Source organism: Streptomyces sp. NPDC008079 (assembly GCF_042957385.1).
Taxonomy (GTDB): domain Bacteria; phylum Actinomycetota; class Actinomycetes; order Streptomycetales; family Streptomycetaceae; genus Actinacidiphila.
The window spans coordinates 1-17918 of record NZ_JBIBIC010000007.1 but is presented as its reverse complement, the minus strand read 5'-3'; the positions used below and the strand labels follow the sequence as shown (position 1 = coordinate 17918).

The following is a 17918-nucleotide window of genomic DNA, read 5'->3' as shown; positions in this document are numbered from 1 at the left end:
CACGATCGTGGGGATGAACACAGGTGTGCTGCAAAACACCCTCGGTCCGTTACCCGGGCATGGTGGCGCCATGGGCCGCCTTCCGGAGAGACTTAGGCCAGATCGTCCCGGCGCGAGCCACGCGCCGCCGGCGTTAAAGGAGGCATCCGTGCCGCATGTCCTGGTCCTGAACGCGTCGTACGAGCCGCTCGGCGTCGTACCGCTCCGCCGTGCGCTTGTCCTCGTGCTCAACAACAAGGCCGTCTGCCTCGAGGAATCCGGCGCCTATCTGCACAGTGAGACACAGGCGCTGCCCGCGCCCAGTGTCGTGAAGCTCACCAAATTCGTGCGAGTCCCCTTTCGGGGCACCGTGCCGCTGACCCGTAGGGCGCTGTTCGCCCGCGACGGCGGCAAGTGCGCGTATTGCGGAGCCGCCGCCACCAGCGTCGACCACGTCATTCCGCGCAGCCGGGGCGGCCAGCACGCCTGGGAGAACGTGGTGGCCGCGTGCAGACGCTGCAATCACGTGAAGGCCGACCGCCACGTGGCGGAACTCGGCTGGCGGCTGCGTCATCAACCCGCCCCGCCGTCCGGGCTCGCCTGGCGGATCATCGGGACCGGACATAGGGACCCGCGCTGGTTGCCATACCTGCAACCGTTCGGCGCGGACGACGCCCTGGCCCGGATCGACGGCATATCAGCCTGAGATCCGGGCTTTCGTGCGTCTCGGGCGCTGTACGGCAACCGGGAGCACGTCCGGCGCGGCGCGGCGGTCCGTGACGGGCCGGGGGTGCCACGCAGTGACCGAAACGGGTCACTCCGTGGCACCCCGTCACCGCGATCAGTCCGCCACCGCGTACGCCTCGACGCCGAACAGCGAGTAGCCGAATTTGGTCGCCCGGCGCTCGCCCTGCACCCGCACGTACCGGGTGCCGTCCTGCGCGTCCAGCCACACAGTCTCGGTCCCGCCGCCGCCGTCGGTCACCGTGGCCGCCGTGTGCCAGGTCACTCCATCGGCGGAGGTCCGCACCTGATATCCGGCCGCGTACGCGTCCTGCCAGTGCAGGACGACCCTGCCGACCCGGGCCGGGGCCGCCAGCTCGACCTGCACCCAGGCGTGGTCGTCCACCGGCGAGGACCAGCGGGTCTCCGGATCGCCGTCGGCCACCGCGGATGCCGGGAAGTCCGGGGTCTCGTCACCCGAGGACGTCGCCGCGCCGCCGCGCAGCAGATCGGGCCCCGCGGTCCGCACCCGCGCCCGTACGGTGATCCGCCGCTCCACGGTGCGGCCCGCCACGGTGATCCGCACCGGCAGGCTGTACGTGCCGGGCGCCGTACCCGCGGGCACCGACACGCTCAGCGGCACCGCTCCCGCCGCGCCCCGCCGCAGCGGGACCGACGCGGGCGCGGTCGCCGTCGCCCCGCCCTTCAGTGCGGCCACCGAGACCGCCGCCTTCTCGTCGCGCGGCAGCCCCGAGGCCACCGACGCCGTCACCGGGACGGCGGAGCCGCCGATCTCGGCGTCCACCTCCGGCTGGTCGAACGTGACCCGCGGCGCCCCGGCGAACCACGGCACCACCTCGTGCACCCCGGCGCCGTCCGACAGCCGTACCGCGTCGGCGACGACCCCCGCGGGCAGCTCCGTCCAGTCCGCGGTCAGGCTTCCGATCCGCTGCCAGCCGCCGCCCGGGGTGTGCACCTCCACGGCCGCGGGCGCCTTGGTCACCCGGCCGGTGGCCGTGCGGGTGGGCGGGCCCGTGTCCCGTACGGCGATCGGATGCGGGCCGAAGGGGGAACCCGCCATCGGCCCCGGCGCCGGATCGGCCGCGGCGGCGGGGGCGCCCGACCCCGTACGCGCACCGGACGCGGCGATCGTCACGCTGTCCAGCAGCCGCGCGCCGCCGAAGTCCACCGTCAGCGCACCCGCGTCGGAATCCGCGGCGGTCGAGGTGGAGAGGTCGCCGTCCACCACGGCCGACGCGTCGTCGGGACCGCTGGCCGTCGGGGCCACCTCGCCGCTCACCGACACGGTGAACTCCCGCACCGTCACCGCCCCCGACTGCCCGTCGCTCGCGCGCAGCCGCACCTGGCGGGCGCGGGTGCCCGCGGGGAGCGTCGCCGAGATCACCGCCTGGTCGTGGTACTCGCCGACCCGGTGCCAGCCGGTGCCGTCGTCCGCGGACAGTTCGAGGACCGCGTCGTGCAGGAAGTCGTCGGAGCCGCTGCCGTCGCCCATCGCGATCCGCACCGAGCCGACCTGCTTGGCCGTCCCGAGATCGACCCCGAAGGAGTCGTCGGGCTGCGGGGGAGCGTTGCTCGACCACGCCGTGGAATTCTTGCCGTCCACCATCGCCGACGGGTCGGTGCCGCGCCCCGAGGCGAGCGTGGCCGTCGCGGTCCTGCCGTCCGCCCGCAGCCCCGACCAGGCGTCGCCGTCGTCGACCGCCCGCGACAGGAAGCCGTCGAGCACGTCCTCGCCGACCTTCGCCGTGCCCTGCGTCAGCGCCGCCCGGCCGCGGTCCAGCGACTGCCGGGCCTTCCAGGCCGCCGCGCCGTCGCCCGCCGCCTGCGCCACCAGCATGTCGACCGCGTGCCCGCCCGCCGTCCCGTACGCCGACAGCCGGTCCAGCCACGGCCGCACCTCGGCGCCGAAGGTGCCGTCGGCGAGCCCGCGCAGGGCGTGCGGCGCGCCGCTCATCACGGTGAAGGCCGACCGCAGCCGGGCCGCCGCCGCCGTCAGCCGGGCCTGGTCGCCGGAGTCCAGCGCGGCCCAGAACTCCTTGATCAGCGGGCGCAGATACGCCGACTCGTCGCCGCCGAGCGCCGACGACGCCTCGTTCCCCGCCAGCGCGCGCAGCGCCGCACGGGCCGCCTGATCCGGCCCCGCCAGGTCGTCGATCGCCGCCTGCCAGGAGGCCGCCGGGTCGTAACCGCGCGGATTCCAGGCGAAGTCCGCCGCCGTGAACAGCGGGATACGGGACGCGGCGGGCTGCTGCATCGCGCTCGCCAGCACCCCCGCCGAGACCGTCGCCACCGCGGGCTGACGGCCGGTGTACGGGCCGAGGAAGAGCCTGCCCGGCGCGAAGTCGTTCACCGGGTAGTTGTCCACCGTCACCAGCGGGTGCTTCAACGCGGCCGCCGCGTCCGCCACTTGGGTGCCGGTGATCCGCGCGGGCAGCACCCCGACACCGGTCCAGGCGACCGTCACGTCCGGGCTCAGCGCCTTCGCCAGTGCCGTGCGGTACGGGGTCGTGCCGTCCTGGTAGTACTCCGTGGGCAGCAGCGACAGATCGGCGCTGCCGTAGCGCCGCGCCAGATACGCGGCCACCACGTTGGCGACCTTCGCCTGGGCGCGCGCCGCCGCGTCGGGCCCCGAGCCGAACTCCCGCGCGTCCGCGCCGCAGTGCCACTCGCTGTAGCTCACGTCCTGGAACTGCAGCTGGAACGCCCGCACGCCCAGCGCCCACATCGCGTCCAGCTTCCGCTCCAGCGCCCGCTGGTCGGACTTCGACGAGAAGCACATCGCCTGCCCGGGGGCCACCGCCCACGCCAGCGTCACATGGTCCCGCGCCGCCCGCTCCGCCAGCGCCCTGAAGTCCGCGCGCCGGGCCGCCGGATAGGGGTCGCGCCACTGCGCCTGCCGGTACGGGTCGTCGCCCGGCGCGTACAGATAGCGGTTCTGCTTGGTCCTGGCCAGGAAGTCCAGTTGCGACAGCCGCTGGTACTGCGTCCACGGCACGCCGTAGTACCCCTCGGTCACCCCGCGCACCGCCGCCGTCGGCCAGTCGCGTACGACCACGCCCGCGAAGCCGCGCTCGCCGCCGCTGTCGCCGGTGACGAGCTGACGCAGCGTCTGCGCCGCGTGGAACAGGCCGTCCTCGCCCGCTCCGGCCAGCGCCACCGTGCCGCCGTCCACCGCGAGCCGGTAGCCGCCGGACGCCAAGTCGTCCTGCTCGGGGGCCTTGAGCGCGGTCAGCCGGGGCTGCGCCGCGTCGCCCGCGTAGACGGTCAGCCCGGACCCCGGCGTGTCCGACCTGCGGATCTCCTGGGCGCCCGCCCCGCGCAGCGCGTCCTCGATCACATCGAGCGCGTACGGGTCGGCGTCCGTGCCCGCGACCAGCGTCACCGTCCTCGTCACGCGCGCGAACTGCCCCTGCGCGCGCAGACTCTGAGGGCGCGGCCACACCGCCGGGGGCCGCGGGGAGGCCGCGGTGTCCGTCCTGGTCCCGGCGGGCGGTGTGCTCGGCGGCGCGGGAGCGGCGGTCGCGGCGGGCGACTGGGCCAGCCAGCCGCCGATGAACGTGGCCGCGATGGCTGCGGCGGAACTCCTCCGGAGGGCCTGCACGGTTCCTCCTTGCGGAGTGCTGCACCGACGACGGACGCCGAGCCCATCACTCCTCGCGGTGCGGTGTCAATGTGGCTGGAGTTTCCTCCGCTTTGCCGCCGGCTTCCGTCCGCCTCCCGGTCGCCTCGCCGCCGCCTTCCGCCGCCTTCCTCCGCAGGCAGGGGCGGGAGGGCCACGGGCGGCCCTTTCGGCGCGTCGCGGACGGGCCGCGGGCCGCCTTCCGGAACTCCCCTCGAACGAGCGGCGCGGCGCGCCTCCGGGTACAGCGCGCGGCGTCGGGGTAGGGGTCAGTGCGGCTCCCGGGACAAACCCGTGCGAGCGAGGACGCGTGACCGACCGATCAACCCCTTGACTGACGAATGCGGAGGCCCGATGGACCGGGTGCGGCTTGCCGGGCTCTATGGCGTGGACGTGACGTACCGGCCGGCACCCGGGCGGGAGGTCCCGGTGCCGGAGGAGACGGTCGTCGCCGTCCTCGCGGCGCTCGGCGTGGACGCCTCGACGCCCAGCGCGGTCAAGTCCGCCCTCACGGCGTACGAGACGCGCCGGGCCAACCGGCTGCTCCCGCCGTGCACGGTGCTCAGATCGGGCCGCGGCACACTCGCGCAGACGCTGCGCGCACTGCCCGAGGACACCCGGCTCACCGTCGAGACCGAGACGGGCGAGGCGCTGGACCCCGCCGTGACGCCCCCGCCGGGGCGGTACGCGCTGCGCGCGGCCACCGCCGACGGACGTACCTCCAGAGGCGACCTGATCGTGGCGCCCGAGCGGCTGGCGGGCCCGACGGGACGCGCCTTCGGCTTCATGGCGCAGCTCTACTCCACGCTCTCGCAGCGCTCCTGGGGCATGGGCGACCTCGGTGACCTCGCCGACCTCGCCGCCTGGTCGGGACGGACGCTGGGCGCCGGATTCGTCCAGATCAACCCGCTGCACGCGGCCGTCCCCGGCCCGCCCACCGACCCCTCCCCGTACCGCCCGTCCTCCCGCCGCTTCCCCGACCCGGTGTACCTGCGGATCGAGGAGGTGCCGGAGTACGCGTACCTGTCCGGCGAGGCCAGGGAGAAGGCCGACGCGCTGTCCCGCAGGGCCGCCGCGCTGCGCGACACCGTGCTGCTCAAGGACGCGCTGATCGACCGGGACGCGGTCTGGGCGCTGAAGGCCGAGGCCCTGGAGCTGCTGCGCGAGGTGCCGCTGAGCCCCGGCCGCCGCGCCGCCTACGTCGACTTCCTCGCCGAGCAGGGCCAGGCCCTCGACGACCACGCCACCTGGTCCACCCTGGCCGAACTGCACGGCGCCGACTGGCACAAGTGGCCCGCGGGGCTGCGCGACCCGCGCTCGCCGCAGGTCGCGCGGGCCCGCAGCGAGCACATGGACCGGGTCGACTTCCACTGCTGGCTGAGCTGGCTGACCGACGCCCAACTCGGGGCCGCGCAGCGGTCCGCGCGGGACGCGGGCATGACCATCGGCGTCGTGCACGACCTGGCCGTGGGCGTGCACCCGGCCGGTTCCGACGCCTGGTCCATGCAACACGTCCTGGCCACGGGCATGTCGGTGGGCGCGCCGCCCGACGCCTTCAACTCCCGCGGCCAGGACTGGGGTCTGCCGCCCTGGCGCCCCGACGCGCTGGCCGCGACCGGCTACGCGCCGTACCGCGACCTCATCGCGCGGATGCTGCGGCACGCGGGCGGCCTGCGGATCGACCACGTCATGGGGCTGTTCCGGCTCTGGTGGGTGCCGGAGGGCCGCCCGCCGACCGAGGGTGCCTACGTCCGCTACGACGCGGAGGCGATGCTCGGCCTGCTGGCCCTGGAGGCGCACCGCGCGGGCGCGGTGGTGATCGGCGAGGACCTGGGCACCGTCGAGCCCGGCGTACGCGAGGAGTTGGCGGGCCGCGGCATCCTCGGCACCTCGGTGATGTGGTTCGAACGCGATTACGAGGGGACCGGGCCCGAGGGCGGCGACGGCCGTCCGCTGCTGCCCGAGGCGTGGCGCGAGTCGTGCCTGGCGACCGTCACCACCCACGACCTGCCGAGCACGGCGGCCCGGCTCACCGGCGAACACGTCGAGCTGCGGCACCGGCTCGGGCTGCTGACCCGCCCGCTCGCGGAGGAGGAGGCGGCCGACGCCGCCGAGGTCGCGGAGTGGCTGGCGCTGCTCGGCCGGCTCGGGCTGCTGCCGGAGGGCGCGGTCGACGAGGAGGCGGTGGTGAAGGCCGTTCACCGCTTCCTGGCGCGTACGCCCGCGAGCATGGTCGGCATCTGGCTGCCGGACACGGTCGGCGACCGCCGCCCGCAGAATCTGCCCGGCACCTGGGACCAGTACCCGAACTGGCGGCTGCCCGTCGCCGACGCCGACGGCACCCCGCTCACCCTGGACCGGATCGCCGTCTCGCCGCGGCTGTACGCGCTCGTGGACGACGTACGGCAGGCGATGGCGGAGGCGGGGGACACGGCGGTCGCGGCGGCGGCCGGGAGCGCGGCGACCGCCGGGGCCGGGGCCGGGGCGGCCGTCGCGGCCGGGAGCGGGGCGGCCGTCGTGGCCGGGGCCGGGGCGGCGGAACACCCGGAAGGCCCGGAACACCCGTAAGGACACCCCGGGCGCGCGGCCCGTGAGGGGCTTCACTACATTGAGGGCGTGGACAAGAAGCTCACCAAGAAGGCCGTGCGCGCCGGAGTCATCACCGCCGGTACGACGCTCATGCTGCTCATGTCGACCCCGGCGTTCGCGCTCGCCCGCGACGACGGCGACGACCCGGGTTCCGGCCTGAGCGTCATCGAGACGCTCAGCCTGTTCGTGCTCGCCCCGCTCGTCCTGTTCGGGGTCATCGCGGGTCTGGTCATGGTGACCGACAAGACCCGCAAGGAGCAGGAGCACCCGAAGCAGTAGCCGCGCACTCGGCCCTCGGGCCCCTTCGCCCCCTCGGCGCCGGACTTCCCGGCGCGCCAGGGGGCTTTGTGCTGCCCGCGCGGCGTCGGGCGCGCGGGCGGGTGGCGGGTCTGCGCGTGGCGGGTTTGGGGGTGTCGGGTCTGCGCGTGACGGGTTTGGGGGTGGCGGGTCTCAGCGCCGGGCGCCCGGTTCCGCCGACGCGGCCAGCAGCAGCCGCAGCAGGTCGGCGAGCTGTTCCGCCTGCGCCGGTTCGACGGCGTCGAGCGTCGCCTTCTGGAGGGCGAGCCCGGCGCCGACCGCCTGGTCGATCACCCGCAGCCCCTTCTCGGTGAGGGAGACGCGCAGACCGCGGCGGTCGTTCGGATCGGGCGCGCGGTCCAGCAGCCCGGCCCGCTCCAGCTTGTCCAGCCGGCCGGTCATCCCGCCGGTGGTGAGCATCAGGGCGGCCGAGAGCTGCCGGGGCGAGAGGGTGTACGGCTCGCCGGAGCGGCGCAGCGTCGCCAGCACGTCGAACTCGCCGCGGCCGATGCCGTACCGCTGGTACTCCTTCTCCATCCGGTCGCCCATCAGGCGCGCGATCCGGTAGATCCGGCCGAAGACGGCCATCGGGAGCGTGTCGAGGTCCGGGCGCTCGGACTTCCACTGACCGGTGATGGCGTCGACGACGTCGAGGGGTTCCTGAGTCATGGCCTCAGTATCGGGGCGGGGTCGCTCGACGGCAAGAAAGTAGCTTACAAGTAAGTAGCTTAGCGCTAAGCTATCTTCTGTCGACCTGACCGGTCGGCCTTCGTTCGGAACCGGAACCGGGATCGGGGAGCTTCACCATGTCGCTGCCGCGTACGCGAGCCACCACCGCACGACCCGCCGTCGCCCGGATTCCGGGGGAGCGGGCCCTGCTCGGGGCGATGGGCGTCGACTCGGTCGGCTCCGGGATGTACATCCCCTTCAGCCTGGTCTTCTTCCACCACATCACCGGGCTCTCCTTCGCCGTGGTCGGCGCCGTCCTGACCGTCGTCGGACTCATCGGCATGGGCGCCCTGCCGCTCGCCGGGACCGCCGTCGACCGCTACGGCGCCCGCCGCGTCCAACTCCTGCTCTACGGGGTGCGCGGCGCCGGATTCGCGCTCTATCCCTTCGCGACCTCGCTGCCCGCCTTCGCCGTCGTGGCCCTCGGCACCGCTTTCGGCGACCGCGCCTTCCCCGCCGTCCAGCAGACGTACATCGGCGAGGTCGCGAGCGGCGTCGACCGCGACCGCCTCCAGGCCGCCGCCCGCGCCCTGCGCAACGCCGGGCTCGGCGCCGGGGCGCTGCTCGCCTCGCTGGTCATCACCGTCGCCGGTGACCGCGGCTTCACCGCTGCCGCCTGGCTCAACGCGCTGAGCTTCGGCGTCGCCGCCCTGCTGATACGGAGTATCCGCGCCTCGCGGGTGCCGGACGGTTCCGCGACGGCCGAGCGGCCCGCCGCCGCCGGTTACCGGCTCGTCCTCGCCGACCGGGCCTTCCTCGGCCTGACCGCCGCCAACTTCCTCACCGCGCTGGGCTATTCGGCCCTCGCCGTGCTCTTCCCGCTCTTCATCGCGGGCACCCTGAACGGCCCGCAGTCGCTGACCGGCGCGGCCTTCACCGTCAACACCGTGCTGTGCGCCGTCGGCGGCGTCCACGTCGCCGGGCGCGTCCGCGGGCGCGGCGCCCGCCGCACCCGGTCCGCCGCGCTCGGCGCGGTGATCTTCGCCGCCGCCTTCGTGGGGCTCGGGGTGTTCGGCACGGTACGGCCGCAGGCCGGATGGGCCGTCGCCGGTGGGGTGTTCGCACTGGTGGCGCTCTACACGGTCGCCGAACTGGTGCACAATCCGTCCTCCAGCGCGCTCGCCGTCGCCGCCGCCCCCGAGGCTCTGCGCGGGCGCTACATGGCCACCTACCAGCTCTCCTGGTCCCTGGCCGCGACCCTCGCCCCTTCGCTCTTCACGGCCCTCTTCGCCGCCGACGCCCGGCTTCCCTGGGCCCTGCTCACCCTCACGGCGCTCTGCGCCGCCGCCCTTCTCCTCCGCCTCGAGCCCCGCCTTCCCGCTGCCGCGGTCCGCCTCGCCCCCCTCCCGGCGCCCCCTTGCCCAGTGCCTCCCTGTCCGCCCCCGGCCCTCGCGGCCTAGCCATGGGTTCACCTTGCGCGGGACGTGGCTCTCCGGGGCGCGGCCCCTGTGGGTTCACCTTGCGCGGGACCTGGTCTTTCGGGGCGCGGCCCCCGTGCGTTCACCTTGCGCAGGGCCTGGCTTTTAGGGGCGCGGGGAACTGCGCGACAAGCCCCCACCGGCGGGTGGTCCGGCGACAAGCGAACTGCCCCGCCGGGGCGGGTGGTGACCCGCAGGAGGGCGGCAGCCGCACCGGGGCCCCGGACCGCGAAGGCGGTCCGGGGCCCCGGTGGCAAGAAGGCCGGACGGTCAGCCGGCGGCGGCGGCGTCGGCAGCCTGGGCGCGCAGCGAACGCTCCACGCTGGAGCGGGACTCCACGACCAGGCGACGCAGCGCCGGGGCCGGATCGGCCGACGCCAGCCAGGCGTCGGTGGCGTCCAGGGTGGCCTGCGAGACCTGGAGAGCCGGGTAGAGGCCGACCACGATCTGCTGGGCCATCTCGTGGCTGCGCGAGTCCCACACGTCCTTCACCGTCGCGAAGTACCGCTCGGTGTACGGCGCCAGCAGCTCGCGCTGGTCGGTCTGCACGAAGCCGCCGATCACCGCCTCCTGCACGGCGTTCGGCAGCTTGTCGTCCTCCACGACAGAGGCCCAGACCGCCGCCTTGACCTCGGCGCTCGGCCGCGCCGCCCGTACCGCCGCGGCGTGCTGCTCGCCCGCCGAGGTCGGGTCGAGCGCCAGCTCCGCGTCGATCGCCTTCTCGTCCGCGCGGCCGGTCGCCGCGAGCCGGGACAGCAGCGCCCACCGCAGATCCGTGTCGACGGCCAGTCCCTCGTACGTCACCGTGCCGTCCAACAGCCCGGCCAGTACGTCCAGTTGGGCGTCGGTGCGGGCCGCGAGGGTGAACGCGCGTGCCCAGGCGAGCTGGTGGTCGCTGCCCGGCGCCGCCGTCCGCAGGTGCTCCAGCGCCGCCTCGGTCCACCGCGCCAGGCCGGTGTCGCGCCACGCCGGGTCGGCGTACAGGTCGAGCGCCAGCTTCGCCTGCCGGTGCAGCGACTGCACCACACCGATGTCGGTCTCCTTGCCGATGCCCTGCAGCACCAGCTCCAGGTAGTCACGGGCGGCCAGTTCGCCGTCCCGCGTCATGTCCCAGGCCGACGCCCACACCAGCGCGCGCGGCAGCGACTCCGTGAAGTCCCCGACATGGTCGCGGACCACGGCCAGCGACTGCTCGTCCAGCCGCACCTTCGCGTACGACAGGTCGTCGTCGTTGAGCAGGATGACGGCCGGGCGCGGCGTCCCCGCGGGGAACGGCACCTGCGTCGACTCGCCAACGACGTCCAGCTCGACGCGCTGGGTCCGTACCAGCTTGCCGTCCACCAGGTCGTACGCGCCGACCGCGATCCGGTGCGGGCGCAGCACGGCCTCGCCCTTCGCGCCGACGGGCAGCGCCGGGGCCTCCTGCCGTACCGCGAGCGAGGCGACCGTACCGTCCTCGGCCACCGTCACCTCCGGCCGCAGCACATTGATGCCCGCCGTCTCCAGCCACGCCTTCGACCAGGTCTTCAGGTCGCGCCCCGAGGTCTCCTCCAGCGCGCCCAGCAGATCCGCCAGCCGCGTGTTGCCCCACGCGTGCCGCTTGAAGTACGCCTGCACGCCCGCGAAGAACTCGTCCTCGCCCACGTACGCCACGAGCTGCTTCAGCACCGAGGCGCCCTTGGCGTACGTGATGCCGTCGAAGTTGACCAGCACGTCGTCCAGGTCGTTGATCTCCGCCATGATCGGGTGCGTGGACGGCAGTTGGTCCTGCCGGTACGCCCACGTCTTCATCGAGTTGGCGAAACTCGTCCACGAGTGCGGCCACTTCGAGCCCGGCGCGTACGCCTGGCAGGCGATCGAGGTGTACGTGGCGAACGACTCGTTCAGCCACAGGTCGTTCCACCACTCCATGGTGACCAGGTCGCCGAACCACATGTGCGCCAGCTCGTGCAGGATCGTCTCGGCCCGCGTCTCGTACGCGGCGTCCGTGACCTTCGACCGGAACACGTACTGGTCGCGGATCGTCACCGCGCCCGCGTTCTCCATCGCGCCCGCGTTGAACTCCGGCACGAAGAGCTGGTCGTACTTCGGGAAGGGGTACGCGTACGCGAACTTCTCCTCGAACCAGTCGAAGCCCTGCCGGGTGACCTCGAAGATCGCCTCGGCGTCCAGGTACTCCGCCAGCGAGGGACGGCAGTAGATGCCCAGCGGCACGCTGCGGCCGTTCCCCTCCCAACTGCTGTGCACCGACGCGTACGGGCCGACGATCAGGGCCGTGATGTACGACGAGATGCGCGGGGTCGGCGCGAACACCCACACGCCGTCCGCCGGGGGCTCGGGGGTCGGGGAGTTCGAGATCACCGTCCAGCCGGCCGGGGCCTGGACCGTGAAGGCGAAGCTCGCCTTCAGATCCGGCTGCTCGAAGCTGGCGAAGACGCGGCGGGCGTCCGGTACTTCGAACTGCGTGTACAAATATGCTTGCTTGTCGACCGGGTCGACGAACCGGTGCAGGCCCTCGCCGGTGTTGGTGTACGCGCAGTCCGCGACGACCCGCAGCTCGTTCTCGCCGGAGCGCAGGCCGGGCAGCGCGATCCGCGAGTCCTTGAACGCGGCTGCCGCGTCCAGGGGCTCGCCGTTGAGCACCACCTCGTGCACGAGGGGCGCGACCAGGTCGATGAACGTTTCCGCTCCCGCCTCGGCGGCCTCGAACCGTACGGTGGTCACCGACCGGAAGGTGCCGCCCTCCTGGGCGCCGCGCAGGTCCAGCTCGATGTCATAAGCGTCCACGGTGAGCAGGCGCGCACGCTCCTGCGCCTCCTCACGCGTGAGGTTCGTACCAGGCACGGTGGCCCACTCCTTCTCGTCAGATGAGACGCCCATCCTCGCACGGCACGTTTCCGTTCCACGGCTCGCCGCCAGGGCTTTGTCTTTTCCCGCCCCGCCCACCCGTGCGGGTGCTTTCTCCGTCTGCGGGTGCCGCCTGTGCCTGGGTCGGCGCCGGTCCGGGGCACCTCCTCGAAATGCGGCTGCCTGCTCTTGCTCATCCGGCACCGTCCCTGTCACCGCATTTCTGCGGGGGCACCCCGGCCCGTCCCCTCCCGGTCCGTCGGCGTCCGACGGTCCGCTGTGGCTGAGGAGGAGGGGGTGGATGGGGGCCGGGTTCTGGGCGGCTGGCGGGTGGGCTGTTGGTGATCGTCAGCCGGGTCGGGTGGAATGGGGGCGTTGATCACTCTCATGCGATGGGCGAGGAGCTGGCGTGGCCCGATGGATGGTCCTGATAAGTCCGGTCGGCGGTTCGCCTCACGGGCCCTATCGGGTTGACACCCTCACCGAGTTCGAGGCCAGCCATGAGGAGGCGCCGGGCGTCTTCCTCAACCTGGTGAACACCTTCGACCGCGACGTGCGCAAACCCCGGCGCAGGCAGGCGTTCAAGTGCTCCGAGCGGACATACGTCCTCCGTGTCGAGGGCTACATGAAGCAATTCGAGTACCGCTTCGAGCTTGCCGAACTTGTAGCCGACACCGCTGCCCCAGACCTTCCCGACACCATCCAGTAGCCCGATTCGCCTAGGGCCTGTCCGGCGGATCTTTGTGACCATCTGATGATGTGGTCGTTGTTCTGGTCGTGCGGCGGGGTGATCCGACCAACGACGAGTGGATGCGGCTTGAGTCGCTTCTGCCGAAGTCTGGGGGGGTTGGGGCGGCCGTTGGTGCGATCACCGGCGGGTGATCAACGGGATCCTTTGCCGGGTCCGTACTTGAGCATGGTCGCGAAGGACTCAAATCAAGCACACCATCCCGAGCCCAAAGGCCAGCGGGCCAAGCGCCGAAGCCGAGGCGGTAAAGGGTGCCGACCCGCCGGCTTCGACAAGGAGATGTACAAGCGACGCAACACGGTCGAGCGCACGGTCAACCAGCTCGAATAAACACTTCAGGGCCGTCGCGACGCGCTACGACAAGCGGGCCTATGTCTTTCACGGGATGGTCACCGTCGCAGCGATCCGACTCTGGCTGCGGGCCCGATCCGTCGGACAGCTTCTAGCATCTGCGTCTATGTCCAAATCCGAGCATGTCCTTGACTGGTTGCAGAGCTGGTACGCCTCACAGTGCGATGGCGACTGGGAACACGGATGGGGCGTGAAGATCGAGACGCTCGACAACCCGGGCTGGGCCGTGACGATTGATCTTGAGGAGACGGACTTGGCGACCCGGGAGTATTCCCCACAGCGGGTCATGCGAGGTGAGCACGACTGGGTGATGACTCGGACGGCCGAGGGGGCGTTTCACATCGCGTGTGGACCCGGCAACCTGACCGAGGCCCTCTCACTGTTCCAGGTCTGGGCAACAGCGAGAGTCCAGTAAGTGATGTGACCGGCGGGGCCGTCACCCTGTCAGCACGGGTCGACCACCCCACCCCCTTTCCCCGGCAACCCCCACCGGCAGGCGGACGCCGACGTACCCGAGCCCACCCACCCCCCTCCCCGGCCACCCCCACCGGCGGGCGGACGCCGACGTACCGGGAGGGGACGGGCCGGGGTGCCCCCGCAGAAATGCGGTGACAAGAAGGGCACCGGATACAGGAGACCAGGTAGCCGCATTTCGAGGAGGTGCCCCGGACCGGCACCGACCCAGGCACAAGCGGCACCCGCAGACGAAGAAAACACCCGCACGGGTGGGCGGGGCGGGAAAGACAAGACAACGGCGGCAGCCGTCACGCCGGGACGGGGGTTGTCCCCACCATGGGGACGCCAGGGGACGCCATGGCTCGGGGGAGCGCGGCTCCGTAGCGTCGAGAGGGTCGGAAAACGAACTGAGCTGAGGGGAAAGAGATGGCGTCGCGGCGCGAACGAAAGCGGGCACAGAAGGCGGCGGACGCCGAAACGACAGGCACGCCGGCCACGGCGGACGCGGCGTACGCGCCGTACGCGGTGGAGCTGAGAGGAGTGCGGCGCACATACGGCCGCGGCGAGGCCGCGGTACACGCGCTGCGCGGCATCGATCTGGGGCTGCCCCGCGGCAGCTTCACGGCGGTGATGGGCCCCTCCGGCTCGGGGAAGAGCACGTTCCTCCAGTGCGCGGCCGGACTGGACAAGCCGAGCGCCGGGCAGGTGCTGCTGGGCGGGGTGGAGATCACCGCGCTGAGCGAGAAGCGGCTGACGGAGCTGCGGCGCAGCCGCATCGGGTTCGTGTTCCAGTCGTTCAATCTGCTGCCGTCGCTGACCGTGCAGCAGAACGTCCAGCTCCCGCAGCGCCTGGCGGGCGAGCGCCCCGACCGGCGCCGGGTGGCGGAGCTGCTGGCCCAGGTGGGCCTGGAAGGCCACGGAAGGCGCCGCCCCGGCCAGCTCTCCGGCGGGCAGCAGCAGCGCGTGGCCATCGCGCGGGCGCTGGTCACGGAGCCTGACGTGATCTTCGCGGACGAGCCGACGGGGGCGCTGGACACGGGGACGGCCCGCGAGGTGCTGGGGCTGCTGCGGCACGCGGTGAACGGGCTCGGCGCGACCGTGGTGATGGTGACGCACGACCCGGTGGCGGCGTCGTACGCGGACCGCGTGCTGTTCCTGGCGGACGGCTCGTTCGCTGACGAGCTGTGGCACCCCGAGCCGACGGCGGTCGCGGACCGGATGGTGGCACTGACCCAGCGCGAGACCCAGCGCGAGACCCAGCGCGAGACCGGGCGCGGCGCGGGACGGGTGGGGGCGGCGGCATGAACGGCCTGGCCCGCGCCTCCGTGCGCTTCAGGCCCGCGTCCTTCGTGGGCACCTTCGTCGCGCTGCTGTTCGCGTCCGCCGTCATCACGGCGTGCGGCAGCATGCTCCAGACCGGGATCACGGCGCATGTGAAGCCGGTGCGGTACGCGGCCACGCCCGTCGTGGTGGCGGCCGACCCGTCGGCGCGGATCACCACGGGGCACGGCGACGACGCCGACAGCGACGCGGCGTCGCTGCCGGACCAGCCCCGCGTGGACACGGCGCTCGCCGACCGCATCGCCCGCGCGCCGGGCGTGTCGGCGGCCGTACCCGACACGGCCTTCCCGGTGCAGTCGAAGACGCTGCCGCCGCTGACCGGCCGCGACTGGTCCGCCCACGCGATCGACGCGAGCACGGTGGTGCGGGGGCGGGCGCCCGGTACGGGCGAGGTCGCCCTGTCGGCGGCCACCGCCCGGGCGGCGCACGTCGGCGTCGGCGACACCCTCACGCTGACCACCCCGACGGGCGCGACCACGTACAAGGTCTCGGGCCTGACCGACACGGAGACCAGCGCCGGCGCCGGCGCGAAAGACGGCACCAAGGCAAGCGCTACAGCAAGCGCCTCGGCCGGCGCCTCGGCCTACTTCGCCGACCCCGTCGCCGACCGCCTGTCGGGACACCCGGGCCGCACCGACGCCATCGCCGTGCTGCCCGCCAAGGGCGTGAGCACGGACGAGCTGGCCCGGCAGGTGGAGGCCGCGGTCAAGGGCGCCCCCGGCGACCCGGCGAAGGTGCGCACCGGCGACGGCCGCGGTCTCGCCGAGCACCCGGAGCTGGCCGAGGGCAAGGAGATGCTGACGGCGATCGGCGCCTCGTTCGGCGGGATCGCCACGGCGACGGCCGTGTTCGTGGTGATGGGCACCGTCGCGCTGGCGATCGGCCAGCGCGGCCGGGAGATCGCGCTGCTGCGCGCCGTCGGCGCGACCCCGCGGCAGATCCGCCGCACCGTGGCGACCGAGGCGATGCTGGTGGCGCCGATCGCGGGCGCCGCGGGCATCCTGCCCGGCGTGGCGCTGGCCCGCTGGTGGGTGAGGCAGCTCGTCCACCGGGACGCCGTCCCGGCCGGGGTGACGCTCAGCACGGGCTGGATCCCGATGGTGAGCGCGGTCGGCGCGGGCCTGCTCGCGGCGTTGGCCGCCGGATATCTGGCCGCCCGCCGCCCGTCGAAGGCCCGGCCGAGCCAGGCGCTCGGCGAGGCCGCGGTGGAGCGCCGCAGGCCCGGCGTCATCAGGACCGTGCTCGGCGCCGCGGCCGTCGCGGGCGGCTGCGTCCTGGCCGCCGTCGCCGCGCACACCACGGGCGAGGACGCCGCGAACGTCGCCCTCGGCATCGTCTTCTGCTTCATGGTCGGCGTGGCCTTCCTCGGGCCCGTCGTGGCCTGGGCCGCCGCCGCGCTGCTCGGCCTGCCGCTGCGCGCGGGCGGTGCCGCCTCGCAGCTCGCCGCCGCCAACAGCCGGGCCAACGCCCGCAGGCTGGCCTCCGCGATCACCCCGATCGTGCTGGTCACCGCCTTCTGCGGCACGCTCCTGTGCATGCAGGGCTCGCTCAAGCACGAGGCGGCCCACCAGATCGAGGACGGCGTCGTCGCCGACCAGGTGCTCGGCTCGTCCGGCGCGGGGGTGCCCGCCGACACCGCGCAGCGCGCCGCGAAGGTGCCCGGCGTGGATGGCGCGGTCGGCGTCCTGCGCACCGGCGCGCTCTACCGGGCTTCCGGCTCGCTCAACTCCGCGTCCCTGCTGGGCGTTTCCGGAGACCCGGGCAAGCTGCCCGACGTCCTCCAACTGGGCGTCAAGACCGGCTCGTTGAGCGCGCTGACCGGTGACGGCCGGACCGTCGCCGTGGATTCGCTGCTCGCCGGTACGGCGAAGGTGAAGGTCGGCGACCGGATCCCGCTGTGGCTCGGCGACGGCACCCGGGTGCGGCCCGCGGTCGTGGCGACGTACGAACGCGGCCTGGGCATCGGCCAGTTGCTGATGCCGCGCACGGCGGTCGCCGACCACGCGCGGACGGCGTACGACACGCAGGTGCTGGTGCACGACGCGCCCGGCGCGGACCGTACGGCCGTCGCGCGGGACCTGTCGCGGCTGGGCGTCGCCGGGCTCACGGTCACCGACCGCGCCGGGTACCGCCAGCAGGCCGACAAGGAGCTGGAGTTGAACGCCTGGGCGAACAGCGTCATGGCCGCCGTCCTCGGCGGATTCGCCGCGGTCGCCGCCGCGAACACGCTGGTGATGACGGTGCTGGACCGGCGCCGCGAGGTCGCGCTGCTGCGGCTGGCGGGCACCACGCGCCGCCAGGTGCTCGGCATGGTCCGCCTGGAGGCGCTGCTGGTCGCCGCGGCCGGGCTGCTGATCGGCGGTGCCATCGCGTGGATCACCCTCGTCCCGATCGCCCGCGGTCTGACCGGCGCGAGCCCGTACATCCCGCCGGGCACGGCTCTCGGCCTCGCGGGCGCCGCGACGGTCATCGGCCTGCTCTCCACGGCCCTTCCGGCCCGCGCGCTGCTGCGCGCCAACCCGGCGGCGGCGGGCGCGGCCCGCGAATAGCCCACCGGACACGGTGAGTTGAACGCGTTCGGTGCACGCGGACAGGGCGGCCGTCAGGAAGACGGCCGCCCTGTTCACGTACGTACCGGGGGTGGGGGGGGGGGGGGGGCCCCCCCCCCCCCCCCCCCCCCCCCCAACCCCCCCCCCCCCCCCCCAAAAAAAAAAAAAAAAAAAAACAAACAAAAACCCCCCCCCCAAAAAAAAATACCCAAAAACCCCCCAAAACAAAACGGCCCCCCCGCCGCCCCCAC

General features: G+C 73.5%; 11 protein-coding genes and 1 pseudogene. 9 read left to right on the top strand and 3 right to left on the bottom strand.

Annotated features, from left to right (window positions below):
- Positions 1-148 precede the first annotated feature (148 nt).
- A complete protein-coding gene (locus ACFZAM_RS16880; protein WP_075016193.1) occupies positions 149-685 on the top strand; it encodes an HNH endonuclease in 537 nt (178 codons plus the stop codon).
- 135 nt (positions 686-820) lie between these two features.
- Here the strand turns inward: ACFZAM_RS16880 and ACFZAM_RS16875 are convergent, their stop codons facing one another.
- Positions 821-4324 carry a beta-N-acetylglucosaminidase domain-containing protein gene (locus ACFZAM_RS16875; RefSeq protein WP_391046744.1) on the bottom strand — a complete coding sequence of 1168 codons (3504 nt, stop codon included), beginning with the start codon at positions 4322-4324 and terminating at the stop codon, positions 821-823.
- Positions 4325-4696: 372 nt separating this feature from the next.
- Here ACFZAM_RS16875 and malQ point away from each other — a divergent pair, with 372 nt between their 5' ends.
- Together malQ and ACFZAM_RS16865 are read left to right on the top strand one after the other, a co-directional pair.
- Positions 4697-6910 carry a 4-alpha-glucanotransferase gene (gene malQ / locus ACFZAM_RS16870; RefSeq protein ID WP_391046742.1) on the top strand — a complete coding sequence of 738 codons (2214 nt, stop codon included), beginning with the start codon at positions 4697-4699 and terminating at the stop codon, positions 6908-6910.
- A gap of 48 nt (positions 6911-6958) precedes the next feature.
- Positions 6959-7210 carry a hypothetical protein gene (locus tag ACFZAM_RS16865; RefSeq protein WP_188282296.1) on the top strand — a complete coding sequence of 84 codons (252 nt, stop codon included), beginning with the start codon at positions 6959-6961 and terminating at the stop codon, positions 7208-7210.
- Positions 7211-7381: 171 nt separating this feature from the next.
- On the opposite strand, the gene ACFZAM_RS16860 is transcribed toward ACFZAM_RS16865, so the two are convergent.
- Positions 7382-7897, bottom strand: coding sequence for a MarR family transcriptional regulator (locus tag ACFZAM_RS16860; RefSeq protein WP_355337179.1), 516 nt, complete (start codon positions 7895-7897; stop codon positions 7382-7384).
- Between the two features lie 137 nt (positions 7898-8034).
- Between ACFZAM_RS16860 and ACFZAM_RS16855 the strand changes: the two genes are divergently transcribed.
- Positions 8035-9357 carry an MFS transporter gene (locus ACFZAM_RS16855; RefSeq protein ID WP_391046738.1) on the top strand — a complete coding sequence of 441 codons (1323 nt, stop codon included), beginning with the start codon at positions 8035-8037 and terminating at the stop codon, positions 9355-9357.
- A gap of 288 nt (positions 9358-9645) precedes the next feature.
- Here the strand turns inward: ACFZAM_RS16855 and pepN are convergent, their stop codons facing one another.
- Positions 9646-12219 (bottom strand): aminopeptidase N, encoded by a 2574-nt coding sequence (pepN, locus tag ACFZAM_RS16850; protein WP_355337183.1) that lies wholly within the window; start codon positions 12217-12219, stop codon positions 9646-9648.
- 412 nt (positions 12220-12631) lie between these two features.
- Between pepN and ACFZAM_RS16845 the strand changes: the two genes are divergently transcribed.
- The 5 genes and pseudogenes from ACFZAM_RS16845 (at position 12632) to ACFZAM_RS16825 (ending at position 17667) form a co-directional block, all read left to right on the top strand.
- Positions 12632-12931, top strand: a complete 300-nt coding sequence (locus ACFZAM_RS16845; RefSeq protein ID WP_355337185.1) for a hypothetical protein — start codon at positions 12632-12634, stop codon at positions 12929-12931.
- 214 nt (positions 12932-13145) lie between these two features.
- Positions 13146-13391, top strand: a pseudogene (locus tag ACFZAM_RS16840) (IS5/IS1182 family transposase); the annotation flags it as partial.
- Positions 13392-13427: 36 nt separating this feature from the next.
- The gene (locus ACFZAM_RS16835) at positions 13428-13736 is read left to right on the top strand and encodes an immunity 53 family protein (RefSeq protein WP_355337259.1); all 309 of its coding nucleotides are present in this window, start codon (positions 13428-13430) and stop codon (positions 13734-13736) included.
- A 467-nt stretch (positions 13737-14203) separates the two neighbouring features.
- A complete protein-coding gene (locus ACFZAM_RS16830; RefSeq protein WP_391046733.1) occupies positions 14204-15082 on the top strand; it encodes an ATP-binding cassette domain-containing protein in 879 nt (292 codons plus the stop codon).
- Positions 15079-17667, top strand: a complete 2589-nt coding sequence (locus tag ACFZAM_RS16825; RefSeq protein ID WP_391046730.1) for an FtsX-like permease family protein — start codon at positions 15079-15081, stop codon at positions 17665-17667. Before ACFZAM_RS16830 ends, ACFZAM_RS16825 begins: the two co-directional genes overlap by 4 nt.
- Positions 17668-17918 lie beyond the last annotated feature (251 nt).